Annotated in this window: 17 protein-coding genes and 1 pseudogene; 13 read left to right on the top strand and 5 right to left on the bottom strand. The window is 67.7% G+C overall.

What is annotated here, in order from left to right:
* Positions 1 to 351 precede the first annotated feature (351 nt).
* The 6 genes from MICAU_RS30245 to MICAU_RS30220 all read left to right on the top strand — a co-directional run bounded on the left by MICAU_RS30245 (position 352) and on the right by MICAU_RS30220 (position 7158).
* Entirely contained in the window at positions 352 to 1050 is a 699-nt protein-coding gene (locus MICAU_RS30245) for a hypothetical protein (RefSeq protein WP_152748278.1), read from the top strand.
* The gene (locus tag MICAU_RS30240; protein ID WP_013289154.1) at positions 1047 to 2156 is read left to right on the top strand and encodes an XRE family transcriptional regulator; all 1110 of its coding nucleotides are present in this window, start codon (positions 1047 to 1049) and stop codon (positions 2154 to 2156) included. The genes MICAU_RS30245 and MICAU_RS30240 overlap by 4 nt, the downstream gene beginning before the upstream one ends.
* Before the next feature lie 1000 nt (positions 2157 to 3156).
* Positions 3157 to 5604 carry a tetratricopeptide repeat protein gene (locus tag MICAU_RS30235; RefSeq protein ID WP_013289152.1) on the top strand — a complete coding sequence of 816 codons (2448 nt, stop codon included), beginning with the start codon at positions 3157 to 3159 and terminating at the stop codon, positions 5602 to 5604.
* A gap of 128 nt (positions 5605 to 5732) precedes the next feature.
* Positions 5733 to 6260, top strand: a complete 528-nt coding sequence (locus tag MICAU_RS30230; RefSeq protein WP_013289151.1) for a DUF6244 family protein — start codon at positions 5733 to 5735, stop codon at positions 6258 to 6260.
* A gap of 89 nt (positions 6261 to 6349) precedes the next feature.
* Entirely contained in the window at positions 6350 to 6745 is a 396-nt protein-coding gene (locus tag MICAU_RS31595) for a DddA-like double-stranded DNA deaminase toxin (RefSeq protein WP_342341499.1), read from the top strand.
* Positions 6742 to 7158, top strand: a complete 417-nt coding sequence (locus tag MICAU_RS30220; protein WP_013289149.1) for an Imm1 family immunity protein — start codon at positions 6742 to 6744, stop codon at positions 7156 to 7158. Before MICAU_RS31595 ends, MICAU_RS30220 begins: the two co-directional genes overlap by 4 nt.
* A gap of 181 nt (positions 7159 to 7339) precedes the next feature.
* Here the strand turns inward: MICAU_RS30220 and MICAU_RS30215 are convergent, their stop codons facing one another.
* From MICAU_RS30215 to MICAU_RS30200, 4 genes are all read right to left on the bottom strand, one after another.
* Positions 7340 to 7798: a GNAT family N-acetyltransferase gene (locus MICAU_RS30215; protein ID WP_013289148.1), complete on the bottom strand. Its 459-nt coding sequence runs from the start codon at positions 7796 to 7798 to the stop codon at positions 7340 to 7342.
* Between the two features lie 108 nt (positions 7799 to 7906).
* A complete protein-coding gene (locus MICAU_RS30210; protein WP_218917876.1) occupies positions 7907 to 9319 on the bottom strand; it encodes a ThiF family adenylyltransferase in 1413 nt (470 codons plus the stop codon).
* Complete coding sequence (locus MICAU_RS30205; RefSeq protein WP_013289146.1) at positions 9250 to 9636, bottom strand: hypothetical protein; 387 nt, start codon at positions 9634 to 9636, stop codon at positions 9250 to 9252. The genes MICAU_RS30210 and MICAU_RS30205 overlap by 70 nt, the downstream gene beginning before the upstream one ends.
* The gene (locus MICAU_RS30200) at positions 9633 to 9908 is read right to left on the bottom strand and encodes a multiubiquitin domain-containing protein (protein ID WP_013289145.1); all 276 of its coding nucleotides are present in this window, start codon (positions 9906 to 9908) and stop codon (positions 9633 to 9635) included. The genes MICAU_RS30205 and MICAU_RS30200 overlap by 4 nt, the downstream gene beginning before the upstream one ends.
* Before the next feature lie 173 nt (positions 9909 to 10081).
* Between MICAU_RS30200 and MICAU_RS30195 the strand changes: the two genes are divergently transcribed.
* The 4 genes from MICAU_RS30195 to MICAU_RS30185 all read left to right on the top strand — a co-directional run bounded on the left by MICAU_RS30195 (position 10082) and on the right by MICAU_RS30185 (position 11797).
* The gene (locus MICAU_RS30195) at positions 10082 to 10459 is read left to right on the top strand and encodes a helix-turn-helix domain-containing protein (RefSeq protein ID WP_013289144.1); all 378 of its coding nucleotides are present in this window, start codon (positions 10082 to 10084) and stop codon (positions 10457 to 10459) included.
* Between the two features lie 3 nt (positions 10460 to 10462).
* On the top strand, positions 10463 to 11068 hold the full coding sequence (locus MICAU_RS30190) for an ImmA/IrrE family metallo-endopeptidase (protein WP_013289143.1): 606 nt from the start codon (positions 10463 to 10465) through the stop codon (positions 11066 to 11068).
* Between the two features lie 294 nt (positions 11069 to 11362).
* Complete coding sequence (locus tag MICAU_RS32580) at positions 11363 to 11512, top strand: hypothetical protein (protein WP_157547425.1); 150 nt, start codon at positions 11363 to 11365, stop codon at positions 11510 to 11512.
* A 21-nt stretch (positions 11513 to 11533) separates the two neighbouring features.
* Entirely contained in the window at positions 11534 to 11797 is a 264-nt protein-coding gene (locus tag MICAU_RS30185) for a DUF3703 domain-containing protein (protein ID WP_085985951.1), read from the top strand.
* Positions 11798 to 12097: 300 nt separating this feature from the next.
* Here the strand turns inward: MICAU_RS30185 and MICAU_RS30180 are convergent.
* Positions 12098 to 12400, bottom strand: a pseudogene (locus MICAU_RS30180) (IS1380 family transposase); the annotation flags it as partial.
* A 149-nt stretch (positions 12401 to 12549) separates the two neighbouring features.
* Between MICAU_RS30180 and MICAU_RS33735 the strand changes: the two are divergent.
* The 3 genes from MICAU_RS33735 to MICAU_RS30170 are packed head-to-tail and all read left to right on the top strand — an operon-like array spanning position 12550 to position 13717.
* A complete protein-coding gene (locus MICAU_RS33735) occupies positions 12550 to 12837 on the top strand; it encodes a PAS domain S-box protein (RefSeq protein WP_082171391.1) in 288 nt (95 codons plus the stop codon).
* Positions 12834 to 13343 (top strand): sensor histidine kinase, encoded by a 510-nt coding sequence (locus tag MICAU_RS30175; protein WP_174361752.1) that lies wholly within the window; start codon positions 12834 to 12836, stop codon positions 13341 to 13343. Before MICAU_RS33735 ends, MICAU_RS30175 begins: the two co-directional genes overlap by 4 nt.
* Positions 13343 to 13717 carry a sensor histidine kinase gene (locus MICAU_RS30170; protein ID WP_041799138.1) on the top strand — a complete coding sequence of 125 codons (375 nt, stop codon included), beginning with the start codon at positions 13343 to 13345 and terminating at the stop codon, positions 13715 to 13717. Before MICAU_RS30175 ends, MICAU_RS30170 begins: the two co-directional genes overlap by 1 nt.
* Positions 13718 to 13738: the final 21 nt, after the last annotated feature.

The raw sequence follows: 13738 nt of genomic DNA, 5'->3' as shown, positions 1-13738 counted from the left end.
ACTGCGGCGTAGCGACCAGCTGGCCGCGCCATCAGAGCCCGCCGCCCGACCCGACGGAACGCCCGTGGCCTGCAGTAATCCGTCGGCGTTCGCCGACCGGTGTCGAGGTCGCGTGTCGCGGGGTCGTCCTGAGCATGGGTTGCACCCTATCGGCAGCCTCCGACAGGAGGCAGGCGACCCGCAGGCATCATACGCGCCCGCGCTGCCGGTCGGGCTGCGATCAGGGACAAGGCCGCGAAGGCTCGCGCCGCAGCTGGGCTAGCAGGCGTGGTTGGCGTGCCGCAGCGCCCGACTCGCGACCCGGACTTGACTTTCACAACATCAACTGAAGTACCTGCTATGTTTCCGTCCGTGGATCACCTGAGCGAAGCCGTCGCAACCCTCGACAAGAACGGCGTGCTCACCCCCCTCGCGGACCTAATCCGGCAGGTGTACCGGAGGGCAGCTGACCGACACGAGCCAGACCTGGGCGACGACGCTATGAGCTTCGGTACCACGGTCTGGCGCAACCTGACGAACCTGGGAGTGGCGCAGTTCGGCGGTCTGGCAGGCGTCGACGCCCGGATCGAGGACAACTCGTTGGAGATCCTCTGCGCGGGCTACATCGTGCGGCTCTACTCCCTCCAGGGCGGCACCGGCGCGAGCGTCGAGTCGATCCGCTGGGAAGGCAGCGAAGCGCGGCTCGGCGGAGCCGTCGAGAACAGTCGAGGCGGCCAACTCGCACTGGACGACGAAGAGCAGTTCCCCGAGGCGTTTACCGGTGTGGTTCCGCGCCGGCGCCACGTTCGTGTCGCGCACGCGGGCGACCTCGACACCGGCGAAGCGGTCGCCTACCTCGGACTGCCGCGGGACAACCGCGACGGGGGATCCCCCTGGTTCGAGGTGCAACTCTGGATCGGCCAACCGGCTCACCCGGTGCTGGTGGCCACGGGCGGCAGCTCTGCAATCCCAGGTCCCGCGCTGCCCGGCGAGGTGCCGATCCCGGAGCTCGAGGTCATGGTCCGGCCGAAGCGGCGCGGTGACGGCGTGCGGCTGTCAGCGCTCGCGTGACGGCCACCCGCGACCGGGGAGAAGCACCGGCGCTGGCAGCGGCAGCGTTTCAGCCCCACGCGCTGACGCTCGCCCGCCGGTGGCGACGGATCCGCAAGAAGGAGCTGGCCCGCCAGGTAGGGGTGACTGCTGCCGCAGTGAGCCAGTACGAGCTGGCGCAGTCCCGTCCGTCGCCCGCGACGCTGGCCCGCCTCGCGCTCGCTCTTGCCGTCCCGGTCCGGTTCTTTGCCGCCGGCATTCCTGCGCCGGTGACGGCGGGTCACCCGCACTTCCGGAGCTTGCGCACCACGACGCAAGCCGAACGGGACCAGGCCCTCGCATTCGGCGAGATCGCATGGCGTGTCGTTGACGCTGTCGAACAGCACCTACAGCTGCCGGTGCTGCGGCTGCCGTCGATCGACTTGCCAGAGGAAGCGTCCAGCCGCGACCTCGAAGCGGCGGCGGTAGCCGCCCGCCACGCCCTCGGTCTGGGCGACGAACCCGTGCCTCATATGGTTCGACTGCTGGAGGCGGCCGGAGTTGTCGTGCTCACGTTGCCGGACGTCTCCGAGCGGGTTGACGCCTTCTCCCACTGGTACGGGTCGCGGCCGTTCGTGTTCCTCAGCCCGAGCAAGAACGACAAGGCGCGGTCACGGATGGACGTGGCTCACGAACTCGCTCACCTGCTGCTGCACCACGACGCCGAGCCCGGCAGCCAAATACTCGAGCGAGAAGCGACGGCCTTTGGGTCGCAGTTTCTCGCACCGAGCCGCCAGCTCCGCGACGAGTTGCCCGCCCGACTTGACTTCGAGCAGCTCCAGCGAACCAAACGCCGTTGGGGCCTCTCACTCAAGGCGCTCGTCTACCGAGGCCACGCCATGGGCATCTACAGCGACTACACATACCGGCGGGCCATGAACATGCTCGCCGAGTGGGGCTACCCCGAGCCAGCAGACCTGGGACACCGCGAACAGCCCTCACTGCTCGGCAAAGCCGCCGCTCTCCTCGCCGAGCAGGAGCACACCGTGACTTCTGTAGCAGAGCAGGCAGGCATGTCCTCCGACATGCTTCAAGTGGTGGTGTCGGCAGGATCGGAAATCACCCTGGGGCTCGACGTCGAGGCATAGTCGGTGCTCCGCCTGAAGCCCTGACGTGTACGGCTGATGTCGTGCCAACGTCTTCCCCCTCAGTAAATTCGTACCGGACCGAGCACTTAGCTGTGCTCCTACCGACGGCGCGCGAGTAACGGAGGAGCCGGGCAAACGACCGGTGAGCGGGCGTCATGCCCATGATCCGCTGCCGAGGGCCGGTGGTGCACAGTCCGCAGGCCGGACGCGTCCCTCCCGAATGCCGGAGCAGGACGTTCGACGCCACTGGCCAGCTCGCGGCCGTCGAACCCACCACGGCGATGGCAAGAAGTACCGCGGTCGCGGCGGCCAGGATTCCCAGGACGGTCCGTTCGAAGCCGTCACGAAGGGCTCTCCGCGGATTTGGTTGTCGAAGGGGAGGCGTAGCAGCGCTCGCACTGCGATCGAGTGATCGCCATGCGTGAATGAGGACGTAGACTGGGCCCATTCGCTAGGGGGTGGCCGCGGTGCCTCATCGGAGCCAGCAGTGGGTGTGGGCGGGACGGGTTGTCTTTGGTGTGCTCCTTGCTGGTGTGGTGGTGTACCTGGTCGTAGTTGGACTGGACAAGGCCGACAAGACGGCCAGCAGCATCGGCGCGGTCGTGGCGTTGGTTGCTCTGGCAGTTCCGTACCTACTACCACCACGGCAGAGTGGAGGCGTGTCGGTGCCCGATACGGACCGGGTAGAAGAGAGCGGTAAGGCCATCGCCAAGGCTGGTGGACGAGCCAACACCGGAGCAGAGACCGACGCCAGGGACCGGTCGGCACAGGTGGTCCGTTCAGGGGACGCGACCGCTGAGGGGCCAGGTTCAGTGGCCAACACCGGCATCCAGCGTGGCTCACAGTAATGGCCGCCAGCGGAGCCGCAGCGGACGCAGAACCTACTAGGGCCAGCGTTACCGATTCCGGCAATGCGCGAGCGAGCAGGGGTGGCGTAGCCAACTCCGGCATCATTCTCGGTGGTGTCAAGACCGAGTACCACCAGCACCAGGCTCCTGCAGTGCCGCTGTGGCCGGTGGTGGTGGGGCGGCCTCCGGCATTGGCATCGGCGTTTCAGCCAAGAGAGGACTTACGGGAGAAGATCCTCAACACCCGCAGCTGCGGTTATGACGTGCTCTTGCCTCATCAGGCTCGAGACCATGACGGCAACGCGCGGGTATTGGCTGGTGGCGGAGGGGTAGGTAAGTCGCAGCTGGCGGCGTGGTTTGCCTGGGACGCCATCAACGGGCGCGCGACAGACCTGGTGGTATGGGTCAATGCCGCCAGCCCTGACCAGGTCGTCACTACCTACGCCCGCGCCGCAGCGAAGGCCGGTGTTCCCGGAGCCGACGGTGCTGACCCGACCGCTGACGCGACGGCGCTACTGGAGTGGCTAAACAGCACCGAGCGGACCTGGCTGTTCGTCCTAGACAACATCACTGACCCGGCCCTACTCGGCTGCTGGTGGCCACCGCCGCGACCCACCGGCTGGACCCTGGCCACGACCCGCCTGCAGGATGCCACCCTGTTCAGTTCCGGCCGGAGGAAGACCGACGTCGGCGTGTACAGCCCGAGTGAGTCGCTGATGTACCTGACCGACCGGCTTGCCGGTGTCGGGTGCGCCCACCTGCTCGACGACCAAGCCCCGAACCTTGCCGCCGCGGTGGGGCATCTACCGCTGGCATTGTCCCACGCTGCCGCTTACATGATCGCTCAGGAGGAGGGGTGTGCGAATTACCTGGCCCGCTACAAGAGTGGTGGTGAAGGGCTGCCAGACCTCATGCCCGCCAGCGCAGACCCCGACGCCTACGGGCGGCCCGTGGCCGTCACCCTGCTGCTCGCTCTAGATGCCGCCGATGGTTCCGCACCTGTCGGGCTGGCCCGCCCCGCCCTAGCGCTGGCCGCCATGGCCGACCCGGCAGGGCACCCCGACGCACTATGGTCCACCCTTGCGGTCACCGAATACCTGTCCACCCACGGTCGGGGTGACACCGGCGAGCCCGTCACCACCGACGAGGCGTGGAAAGCGATGCGGCTGCTGCACCGCTACGGGCTGCTCATCCACACCCCCACCGACACCACTCGCGCCGTTCGCATCCATGCTTTGACTGCCCGCGCCACCCGGGAAACCACCACCGACTCCGTGTCGGTCGCCCACGCCACCGCCGACGCGCTGCTGCAACTATGGCCAGACGCCGACCACGCCACCACCGATCTCATCAACGCGCTGCGCGCCAACACCAACACCCTGGCCGACATCGCCGGCGATCTGCTCTGGCAACCCCACGGGCACCCACTGCTGTCCAGAGCTGGCATCAGCCTGCTACGCGCCGGCCTGCACACGCCCGCCGTCGCATATTGGAAGCACATGACCGAACAGGCGGTCCGGCTGCTCGGTCACGAGCATCCGAACACATTGACCGCCCGTGCCAACCTCGCCGCCTCTTATGGGCAGGCGGGGCGCATAACCGAGGCGATCACCATTGAGGAGAAGGTGGCGACCGACAGCGCACGCCTTCTCGGTAGGGAGCACCCGGACACGCTGGCCGCGCATGCCAACCTGGCAACTTCCTATCGACGGGCGGGGCGCACTACCGAGGCGATCATCCTCATCAAGAGGGTAGTCGCCGACTACGTGCAGCTACTCGGCGATGAGCACCCTCACACATTGAGTGCCCGCGCCAACCTCGCCGCCTCTTATGGGCAGGCGGGGCGCATAACCGAGGCGATCACCATTGAGGAGAAGGTGGCCACCGACAGCGCACGCCTACTCGGTGACGAGCACCCGGACACGCTGGGCGCCCGCGCCAACCTCGCTGTCTCCTATCGGCAGGCGGGGCGCACTGCCGAGGCGATTGAGCTCCTCACGAAGGTGGTCGACGACTTCGTGGGCCTTCTCGGCGATGAGCACCCAGATACGTTGGCCGCCCGCGCCAACCTCGCCAGCTCCTACCGGCAGGCGGGGCGCACTGCCGAGGCGATCACCATTGAGGAGAAGGTGACCGCCGGCCGGACGCGCCTTCTCGGCGAGGAGCACCCGGACACGTTGGCCGCCCGGACGAATCTCGCTGTCTCCTATCGGCGGGCGGGGCGCACTGCCGAGGCGATTGACCTCTTGACGAAGGTGGTCGACGACTTCGTGCGACTCCTCGGTGAGGAGCACCCAAGCACACTAATCGCCCGCACGAATCTCGCTGTCTCCTATCGGCGGGCGGGGCACACTGCCGAGGCGATTGACCTCTTGACGAAGGTGGTCGACGACTTCGTGCGACTCCTCGGTGAGGAGCACCCGAGCACATTGACCGCCCGTGCAAACTTGGCGGCCTCCTATCGGCAGGCGGGGCGCACTGCCGAGGCGATCGATCTCCTCACCAGAGTGACTGCCGACAGTACTCGGCTGCTGGGCGATGACCACCCCAACACGGTGGCGACGGCTGGCGCTCTGCGGGAATGGAGAGGCGAGGCCTGACGCCTGCTGTTCATTCAAGGGATACGGGCTCCTCAGCTGGAGGCCGTTGTGCGCATTGGTTGTGCTCGACTGGCACTCATCTCTACGCTGCCACGGATCTAACGGACTCGGAGCCGGAGGGTGACGCGATGTCACTGACCGACAGCATTGGCACCGACTTGCAGGCAATGGCGGCGGGTGTGGACCGGACCCAGCAGGAGGCTGGCGCTGTCGACCATGCGATCGAGCAGATCACCGCTCGGGCGGTGGCCTCCGGCTTTGCCGGCATCGCTGCCGGGTTGGCTCGCGCGCGAGAAGTGCTCGGACAGGCCCGGTCTCGGCTGGCGCAGGCCGGTGGGGTCCTGGGTGAGGCGTCGCGGTCGCTCAGTGCCGTGCCGCAGCAGCCGTCACCGCAGGAGACGATCGCCACGCTTACGCCGGTCGTAGCCGCGCTGACCGCCGTCGACGGCCATGTCACTGCGGCCGGATCCGCGGTCGATGACACGCGACGGCTGGTCACGGCGGCGTTGCAGGGAGGACAGCCCGGTCCCACGCTATCGCGGCTGCAGCAGGTGCTGCAGGTCCTGGCGACCGTCCGGACGCGCGGGACCGAAGCCCGACAGCACGTCGATACGGCGCTGGCGCAGGCTCGGCAGGTCGGTGAACTGGGAAATTGACGACGGGCGGTGGCAGCGACATTAGCCGACCGCCCGCCACACGCGACACGTCTGCGACTGCAACGGAAGCACCGGCTCAGCCCGAGTTGGTGCCCGAAGGGTTGACCGATGCCGCTCGGGACCTGCCTCGACGGCAAGCGAAAGACCCTACCTCCGGTGTGGCGTTGATCGGTGGTGAGCGGATACCCATGAGGTCTGGCCGTGACCCGGACGCCGCCGCCGACCTCAAGCCTGCCTACAAACTCATCGCCACCACGACCGACCATCTGGAAGCCAAGCTTGCCGCCCGGATGCGCCGCGACCACATCACCCAGGCAGCTGTGGTGACGAACAATCCGCCCTGCGACTACACCCCCTACGGCTGCGAGAAGATCCTCTCCCGGCTCCTGCCGGCCGGCGCGCGGCTGGCCGTCTACGTACGCGACGATGACGGGCAGGTACGCCATTGGCGTACCTACACCGGAAACGGAAAGGCGATCGCATGAAGGTGACCTGGACCTACGACCGGGGCGACCAGCGCGACAACCACGAGGTCGAACTGACCGACCCCGACGCCCTCGGAGCCCTCCTTCGCGAGATCCAACAGGCCGGCGAGCCCGTCGTGCTGACCATCTTCAGCGACACCGACAATGACCCCGACGACCTGCCACCCGGCATCCAGATCGGACTCGGTCACCCCACCCACGCCTTCGCAGTACACATCGCTGACGACGGCGGCTACCTCAACGACCCCAAAGCGGAAACCCCGGCCGAGGGACTCCACTTCGACTTCGGCGGAGTGCCCACCGAGTACCCAGCTGAGCACCTACAACTTCGGCCCGAAACGGCGATACAACTGGCAGTCACCTTCCTCAAGACCGGCGGCGAACCGCCGCACCTGGCGGCCGTCACCGAGTGATCGCGTGGCGAGGGCAGCGGCGCGCTCTGGCGCGCCCACCCGTGATGCCGAAGGCCCTGCGTGCCCCGCAGGTACGACCCGGACGGCTTCTACGGGCGGTACGACTCGACCTAGCGCCGGTAGTCGCGCCGTCCGTTCAGGGGTCGCTCGATCCGTCCCGTTGTTCCGCCGCCGCGTTTACTCAGACCTTTTCGGCTGGCTGGATGTACAAGGGGCGGTTGAGCTGCGGGCCCTCCGGGTGGTCGTATCGCGTCCATCTCAGCGACGCCCAGAAGTCGTCGGCTTCCTCGCTGAAGGCGAGCAGTCGTCGTTCGGGGTAACTGGACGCCAACGCCCCGATGATCTTGGTCCCGATGCCTCGGCGTCGGTGCGACTCCGCCACCTCGATTAGTTCAATCTCGAGTGCTGCGTTGCCGAGTTCAGGGGTTCCTAGGTAGTGATCGATCACGACGCCGGGGTCGAGCTCGATCCGTGCTACTTCCACTCCACCCTGGCGGACCTCCAGCAAGGTGTATGACTTGACGCCGTCGATTGACCGGTAGTCCCACCAGCTCGGGCTGAAGTCGCTGTTCTCAGCGAACGGATACCAGATCACCTGGTCACCCGGTCCGGGCCGCTTCTCGATGAAGTCGAACGTCACTCGACGCATCCTATTTCGTGCACGGATCGAGCCGGGAGCGGCGGTATGGCCACGGCCGGGCGCCCGGCCAGCGCACCCCCATCGTCGGCAAGATCGCCACTGCCCTGATCAGCCGTCACCGCGCCCGAGGTGCCCGTTTGGAGAGCACCATGGGCAGTCCTTGTCACGACGTGGCATCTGGCCTGTGCGTTCGCGCCGTCTGGGCAGGTGGATCGTGGAGGTGGTGTCGTCGGGGTCGTGGTGCATGCCGGTGACCGCGAGCATGAAGTGGTTGATGGCCTCGGTGGCGACGAGGCCGTTGAGGGCGATGACGCTGGGCGCTGGAACGCTTGCGACGTAGCGGGCGGCAGCCCGTACGTGTTCGGGTTGCATGTCGATCGCGAGTTCGGTCGGGTCGATGAGGCCGTTGCACCACATGCAGCCGGTTCCGGGGACCACGAACCGGTTGGCGGCGTGGATCTGGCCGACGATGTCGTCGTCGTTCACGGGGATCTTGACGCCGATCTGCGTCGTGGGAATCAGGTACTGGTTGGCGGCGGCGTTGACCCAGTACCGGGCGGAGTGGCTGTCCGCGGCGAGGAAGATCCAGTCGCAGTAGTTCAACGACTGTCTCGCCGTGCTGGTCTCGACTCGTTCCGCCATCACCGTCAGGTCGATATCCGAGTTCGCCCGACGGGCGTTCCGGACTGCGGGGAGGGTTTTCGGCCGGCCGACGTCGTCGCGTTCGGCGGCGAGCAGCCGGGGCAGGTTCGTCTCGTCGACGATGTCGTCGTCGATCAGGACCAGGCCGCCGACGCCGAGGCGGGCGAGGAATTCGACGAGGATGCTGCCGACCCCGCCGAGGCCGACCACGGCAACCCGCAGGCGGCTGAGGGACTCCTGGCCGAGCTGACCGAAGAGCCTCGCCTGCCGATCGTGCAGGAGCTCGGCCGTGCCGGCGCGGGCGGGGCGAGGCCGCAGGCGAATGAGGTTGCCGCTCGGGATGACGACCTCCGCGAGGTCGACGCGGGACCCGTCGGGCAACCACAGGTCACCGGCGGCGGCCTGGTCAGTGAAGACCAGTCCGCCGACGACCTGGCCGGTGATTTGCCGCAGTGCCGGGTAGCCCCGCTCGTGGCTGGCCAGGTCGATCCGGGAGAAGCCAACCGTGACGCCGCCGAGGTGGTTGTGCACGGCGAGGTAGGCGAGCCCCTCCTCCCGCGCCCGGACTGCGGCGTCGCGGACGAAGGACGGCGCGAGAGCCCGGTACCCGGTCTCACCGGGCACATAGTCGACCCCGTCCTTGGCGAGGATCAGCTCGCGGGCGAGCAGCCGGGGCCCGCGCGGGCCCTTCGCGCGGCCTGCGAGGATGACCGCGCCGTGTTCGTCCCTGTCGCTTCGGAACAGGTGATTGGACAGGTCGGCCCACAGCCGAGCCGGCACAGTGAGGCTCCAGCCGTCCGCCGGCGGGTTCACTGGGTGACGAGCCATTTGATCACCTTCTCGGCCTTGAGCGCGGCGTTGTCGATCCCGGCCTGCCACCCGTTGGAGCGGCGTGACAACTGCAGAGCCGGCCTGTTCTGCCAGTCGACCTGTTGGATGGCCGGCCCGTGAGGCTGCCCGTCGGTGCGGGTCAGCCGTCCGGTGTAGTGGGGGTACACATCCGCGCAGGGATAGGCGGCGCTGATCTGGAAGCCCAGCCATGTGGTCGACGGGATGTAGCCCGGGCCGATCTCAATGTCGTTAACGATCACGAAGGCGCCGCCGGGGCCGTCCGGGGTGACCTCGACCGGCTTGCCGGCGAAGTGTTCCCGGACGGCGTCGACCGCGGTGGTGACCGCCGTGGTCGGTTCGGTCACGAGTTGTCGTCCGGCGCGACCGCGAGGAACTCCTGGTGAGGGTGGACCGTGATGGTGTCGTCGTCGCCGATGACCTCGTAGCGGTTGCCCCGCTTCACCGAGAGCTGGAAGTTGGGCTGGATGTGGACGCCCTGGGCGACGGCGGCCTGCTTGATGTCCCGGCCGGTGACCCGGCGCTCGGGCAACTCGATCGGCTGGTTGTTGACCGAGACCGTGATGGTCCGGGGCGAGCGCTGGTTCTCGCCGACGTTTTCGGTCGCGCTGGTCGTCATATTGATCTCCTCGGATCGTTGCTGCTGCTGGAGCGCAGCGGGTACGGTAGGTGTCCTACTAGTAGGACATCGTTCGACTTGTCGAACGAGATCAACGCTACCACGCGAGTGTTCGACATGTCGAACGGTGGTAGAAAGGTGGTTCGCGCAACCTGCGAGGAGATGCCCCGCCCATGGCTCAGACCAGGATCAACGTGCCGGCGCTGTACGCCGCCCTCGACGCCGCGCGCAGAAGCAAGAACCTCTCCTGGCGACAGCTCGCCGGCGAGGTGGGATGTAGCCCTTCCACGATGACCCGCCTTGCCAACGGCTACCGGCCGGACGCAGACGCCTTCATGACCCTTACCCAGTGGCTGAAGATGCCAGCGGAGACCTTCTGGATCTCCGACACGGAGGACGACCAAGACGAGGAGCCGGAACTCCTCGCCGAGGTCGGCGTTCTCCTGCGGGCTCGCAAAGATCTCGGCGAGGAGGAGAAGCAACACCTACAGAACGTGCTCGAAGCAGCCATGAAACTGCACGCCACCCAACGCGCGGCTCGGAACCGGTGACACGTGGGCAAAAGGCTCCCCAAGGCTGAGATCCAGCGCCGAGCGATCGACATCCGAAAGACCGACCTCGGTCTCACCGAACACGATCGGCTCTGCCCCTACGAACTCGCCCACGTGCACGGCGTCGCCGTGCACGCCTTGGACAGCCTTGCGGAGATGGGATGTCCTGAGAAATCAGTGACCTTCTACGCCTCCGAGCGTCCGGAGGCATGGTCCGCCGCGCTGGTGCCTGCCGGAACGGGCCAGTTCATCGTGGAGAACACCTCACACCAGCCCCGCCGCCGCAGATTTAACGTCGCCCACGAGATGGCCCACGTGCTCCTTGAACACGAGTTCGACCGGGTCATGTTCAGCGCCGAGGGTCGCCACGGTTGCGCCAATCCCACCAGCAAAGATCAGGAGTGGGAAGCGCAGGAACTTGGAGCCGAACTGCTGCTGCCCCTGGCCGCCGCGTACAAGGCGGCCAGGGAGCGCAGGAACGACGAGCAAGTCGCCGACCTCTTCGACGTCAGCCTTCCGGTTGCCAGGTGGCGCATGAACGGAACGGGGACGCGGATTGTTGCCCAACGCGCAGCCGCGAAGCGGGCCAAGTCCGGAAAGTCTTGGTAGCCCAATTTCATCTACCACCTCGCTGCTCCGCTGGGCGAGACGTCGGCGTCCGGTGGCCTGGTTGGGTGGCGGCAGCCGGGGGACGAGTCCTGCGAGTTCAGGGCGAAAAGCCTGCGCGGCTGGTCCTGAGCGACCCCATCGCCGCCCTGGTCATCGCCGCCGTGGCGGTCAAGGAAGGCCGGAGGCGTGGCGTAGTGATGCCTGCTGCGCGGTCCTGCTCACCGTCCCGCTCGCTGACACCCGCACCCGCGCCGGTGCCGTCGCAGATGGACACGGTGCCAGCGAGGATGACGCGTGCGGATGCCGACCGGGCTGCTCCTGCTGCTCGTCGAATGCGGCATGACCGCACTGGCTATCGGGCGGCGGATGCTGTCCGCGGTGCGCGTCGCGTTCGACGCCGAGTTGACCACCGGCCGCACCGTGACCGACCCGGCGACGGCGTGACGGGCCGCCGAACGCGCGCACATCCTGTCCCAGCTCTGGCCGTGGCCGCACACCGTGGCCCACGCCGTCATGCTGCGCCGCGCCCTGCACGAACGCGACCGCGTAGGAGCGGTCGGGCAGGTCATCCGCCTCGCCGTAGCCGGACCCGGATCCGCGCTCGGCCGCTACCCGGTCGGCAACACCGGCCGCGCCCGCGTACTGCTGACCCCACCCATGCCGATTCCCGCCGGCCTGGCCGCGGTGCTCGCCAACGCGCCCGGAACAGCGGCCGACGCCGCCCGATGAGCCCAATAGCCCACGCCTCGCCCGCCCGGTCACCGACCAGATGACCGGGTGGGCGCTACACGCTGGCATTGGTGACCCCGCCGCACTGGCCGCCCTCATCCCTGCCAGCAGAGCTGAGGGAGTGCACATCTTGGTCTGGTCCAAGACTCGTTTGACGCGGTCGCAAGCGATGCTTTCTCCTCGCGCTCCGTCAGCTCCGCCCCGCCGGTCAAGCGTGATTCGACCCTCGTTCTGCCCGCCTTATGGCGGTGTTGCTGCGACGATGCAGGACGTGGGATCCACGAACATGATGAAGCCATCGAGGACCCGCCACGCGGTGGCGTCCGAGGCCACCGGCCCGAACAAGCCCGGCTGCTGCCGCAACACCGCCAGATCGCTGATGGCCTCACCGCCATCGGCCAGCAACACGGCCAGATCGACCGCGACCCGGCCCGGTTCATGCGCCGACCGGCGCACCCGCTCCAGCCCCAACGCCTGAACGAAACCGCTGGTCAACCCGGTCCTGTCAGCCAGATCCGCGAGCAGACGAGTGCCGGCATGCCCGACCACACCCCGAGCCCCACCGGTGACCACAACCTTCGGACGCGTGCCGGTACTCTGCACCCTGGAAGTGCCTTCCGAAACGGACGAACAGGACCCTAGACAAGTCCCATCGTTCCAGATCAGAAGGCACTTCACGTTCCCGGCCACCGCCACCGGGCCGCCCTTACTGAAGGGCCGAGGTTAGCCGAGCGCGAGCCAATCGGCGCGAGTTGCAGCTCAGCGAACAGCGTTTCCGTAAGGTCTTTGACCACTCCCGCATTGGCATGGCCTTGACCGACCCGAGCGGCCGGTTCCTGCGCGTCAATCCGGCGATGTGTCAGATGCTCGGCTACCCCGAAGGGCAGCTGGTCGGCCGGCATTCGCCGATATCAGTCACCCCGACGACACCGCGGTCGGTGTCACGGGGCTGCGCGACTGCCTTGCCGGGCGCATCGACGGCTTCGACATGGACAAGCGGTACCGGCATGCCGAGGGCCGTGACGTGGAGGCGTCGGTGACCACCGCGCTGCTGCGCGATGAGCACGGTGAGGCGCAGCACTTCGCCACGCAGATCATCGACGTCACCGAACGCCGCGCGCTGGAGCGCGCCCGGCAGGCCAACGAAGCGGAACTGGCCGACCGGGCGGAGCGGTTGCAGCAGGCCAACACGCAGATGGTCGACTTCCTCGCCATGCTCTCGCACGACGTGCGACAGCCACTGACCGGCATGGTTTCCGCCTCCGAGATGCTGCTCGACGACTGGGCCAGCACCGACGACGACGTCAAACACCGCTACGTGCAGCGCATCAACGCCTCCGGGCATCGCGCCGACGCCATCGTCACCGGAATCCTCACCCTTGCCCAACTCGACGCCGGCGCGGTCACCGCCCGCCCGGTGCGCGTGGACGTGTCCCAGGCAGTGCGCCAAGCCGTAGTGGCCCTCAACCACGAGGGCGACTACCCGATCACGGTCTCCGCACCCGACGAGGCAACCGGGTTCGCCGCCCCGCCCACCTGCAACTGATGCTGGGCAACCTGCTCGGCAACGCCGTCAAGTACGGCAGACCCCCGGTCGACGTGACCGTGCGAGGCGGCGCCGACCGTGTACACATCCGCATCAGCGACCACGGCGAAGGCGTCCCGGCCGAATTCATACCCCGGCTGTTCGACCGCTTCGCCCGCGCCGACACCGGCGTAGCCACCGTCAAGCCTGGCACCGGCCTCGGCCTGTACTTCGTGCGCCAACTCGCCCAGGCCAACGCCCTGAGCATCGACTACCAGCCCAACCAGCCGCGCGGCGCCACCTTCATCCTCGCCCTGCCGACCGCCGCACCACCGCCTGCCGACCTGCACGCCGGCTCACGACTTCCCGTAGCCCTCGCTCAGCCCACCTCGTAACCTGGCGCAGGCCTCACCACG

The sequence above is a fragment of the Micromonospora aurantiaca ATCC 27029 genome, from assembly GCF_000145235.1.
Taxonomy (GTDB): domain Bacteria; phylum Actinomycetota; class Actinomycetes; order Mycobacteriales; family Micromonosporaceae; genus Micromonospora; species Micromonospora aurantiaca.
The sequence above is the reverse complement of the archived record's forward strand: the minus strand, read 5'-3'. Positions and strand labels throughout refer to the sequence as shown.

Excerpts from the sequence above, each read along its gene's own strand:
- MICAU_RS30230 (WP_013289151.1), top strand. The coding sequence starts at position 5,733 with ATGTCACTGACCGACAGCATTGGCACCGACTTGCAGGCAATGGCGGCG.
- MICAU_RS30220 (WP_013289149.1), top strand. The coding sequence starts at position 6,742 with ATGAAGGTGACCTGGACCTACGACCGGGGCGACCAGCGCGACAACCAC.
- MICAU_RS30200 (WP_013289145.1), bottom strand. The coding sequence starts at position 9,908 with ATGACGACCAGCGCGACCGAAAACGTCGGCGAGAACCAGCGCTCGCCC.
- MICAU_RS30195 (WP_013289144.1), top strand. The coding sequence starts at position 10,082 with ATGGCTCAGACCAGGATCAACGTGCCGGCGCTGTACGCCGCCCTCGAC.
- MICAU_RS30170 (WP_041799138.1), top strand. The coding sequence starts at position 13,343 with ATGCTGGGCAACCTGCTCGGCAACGCCGTCAAGTACGGCAGACCCCCG.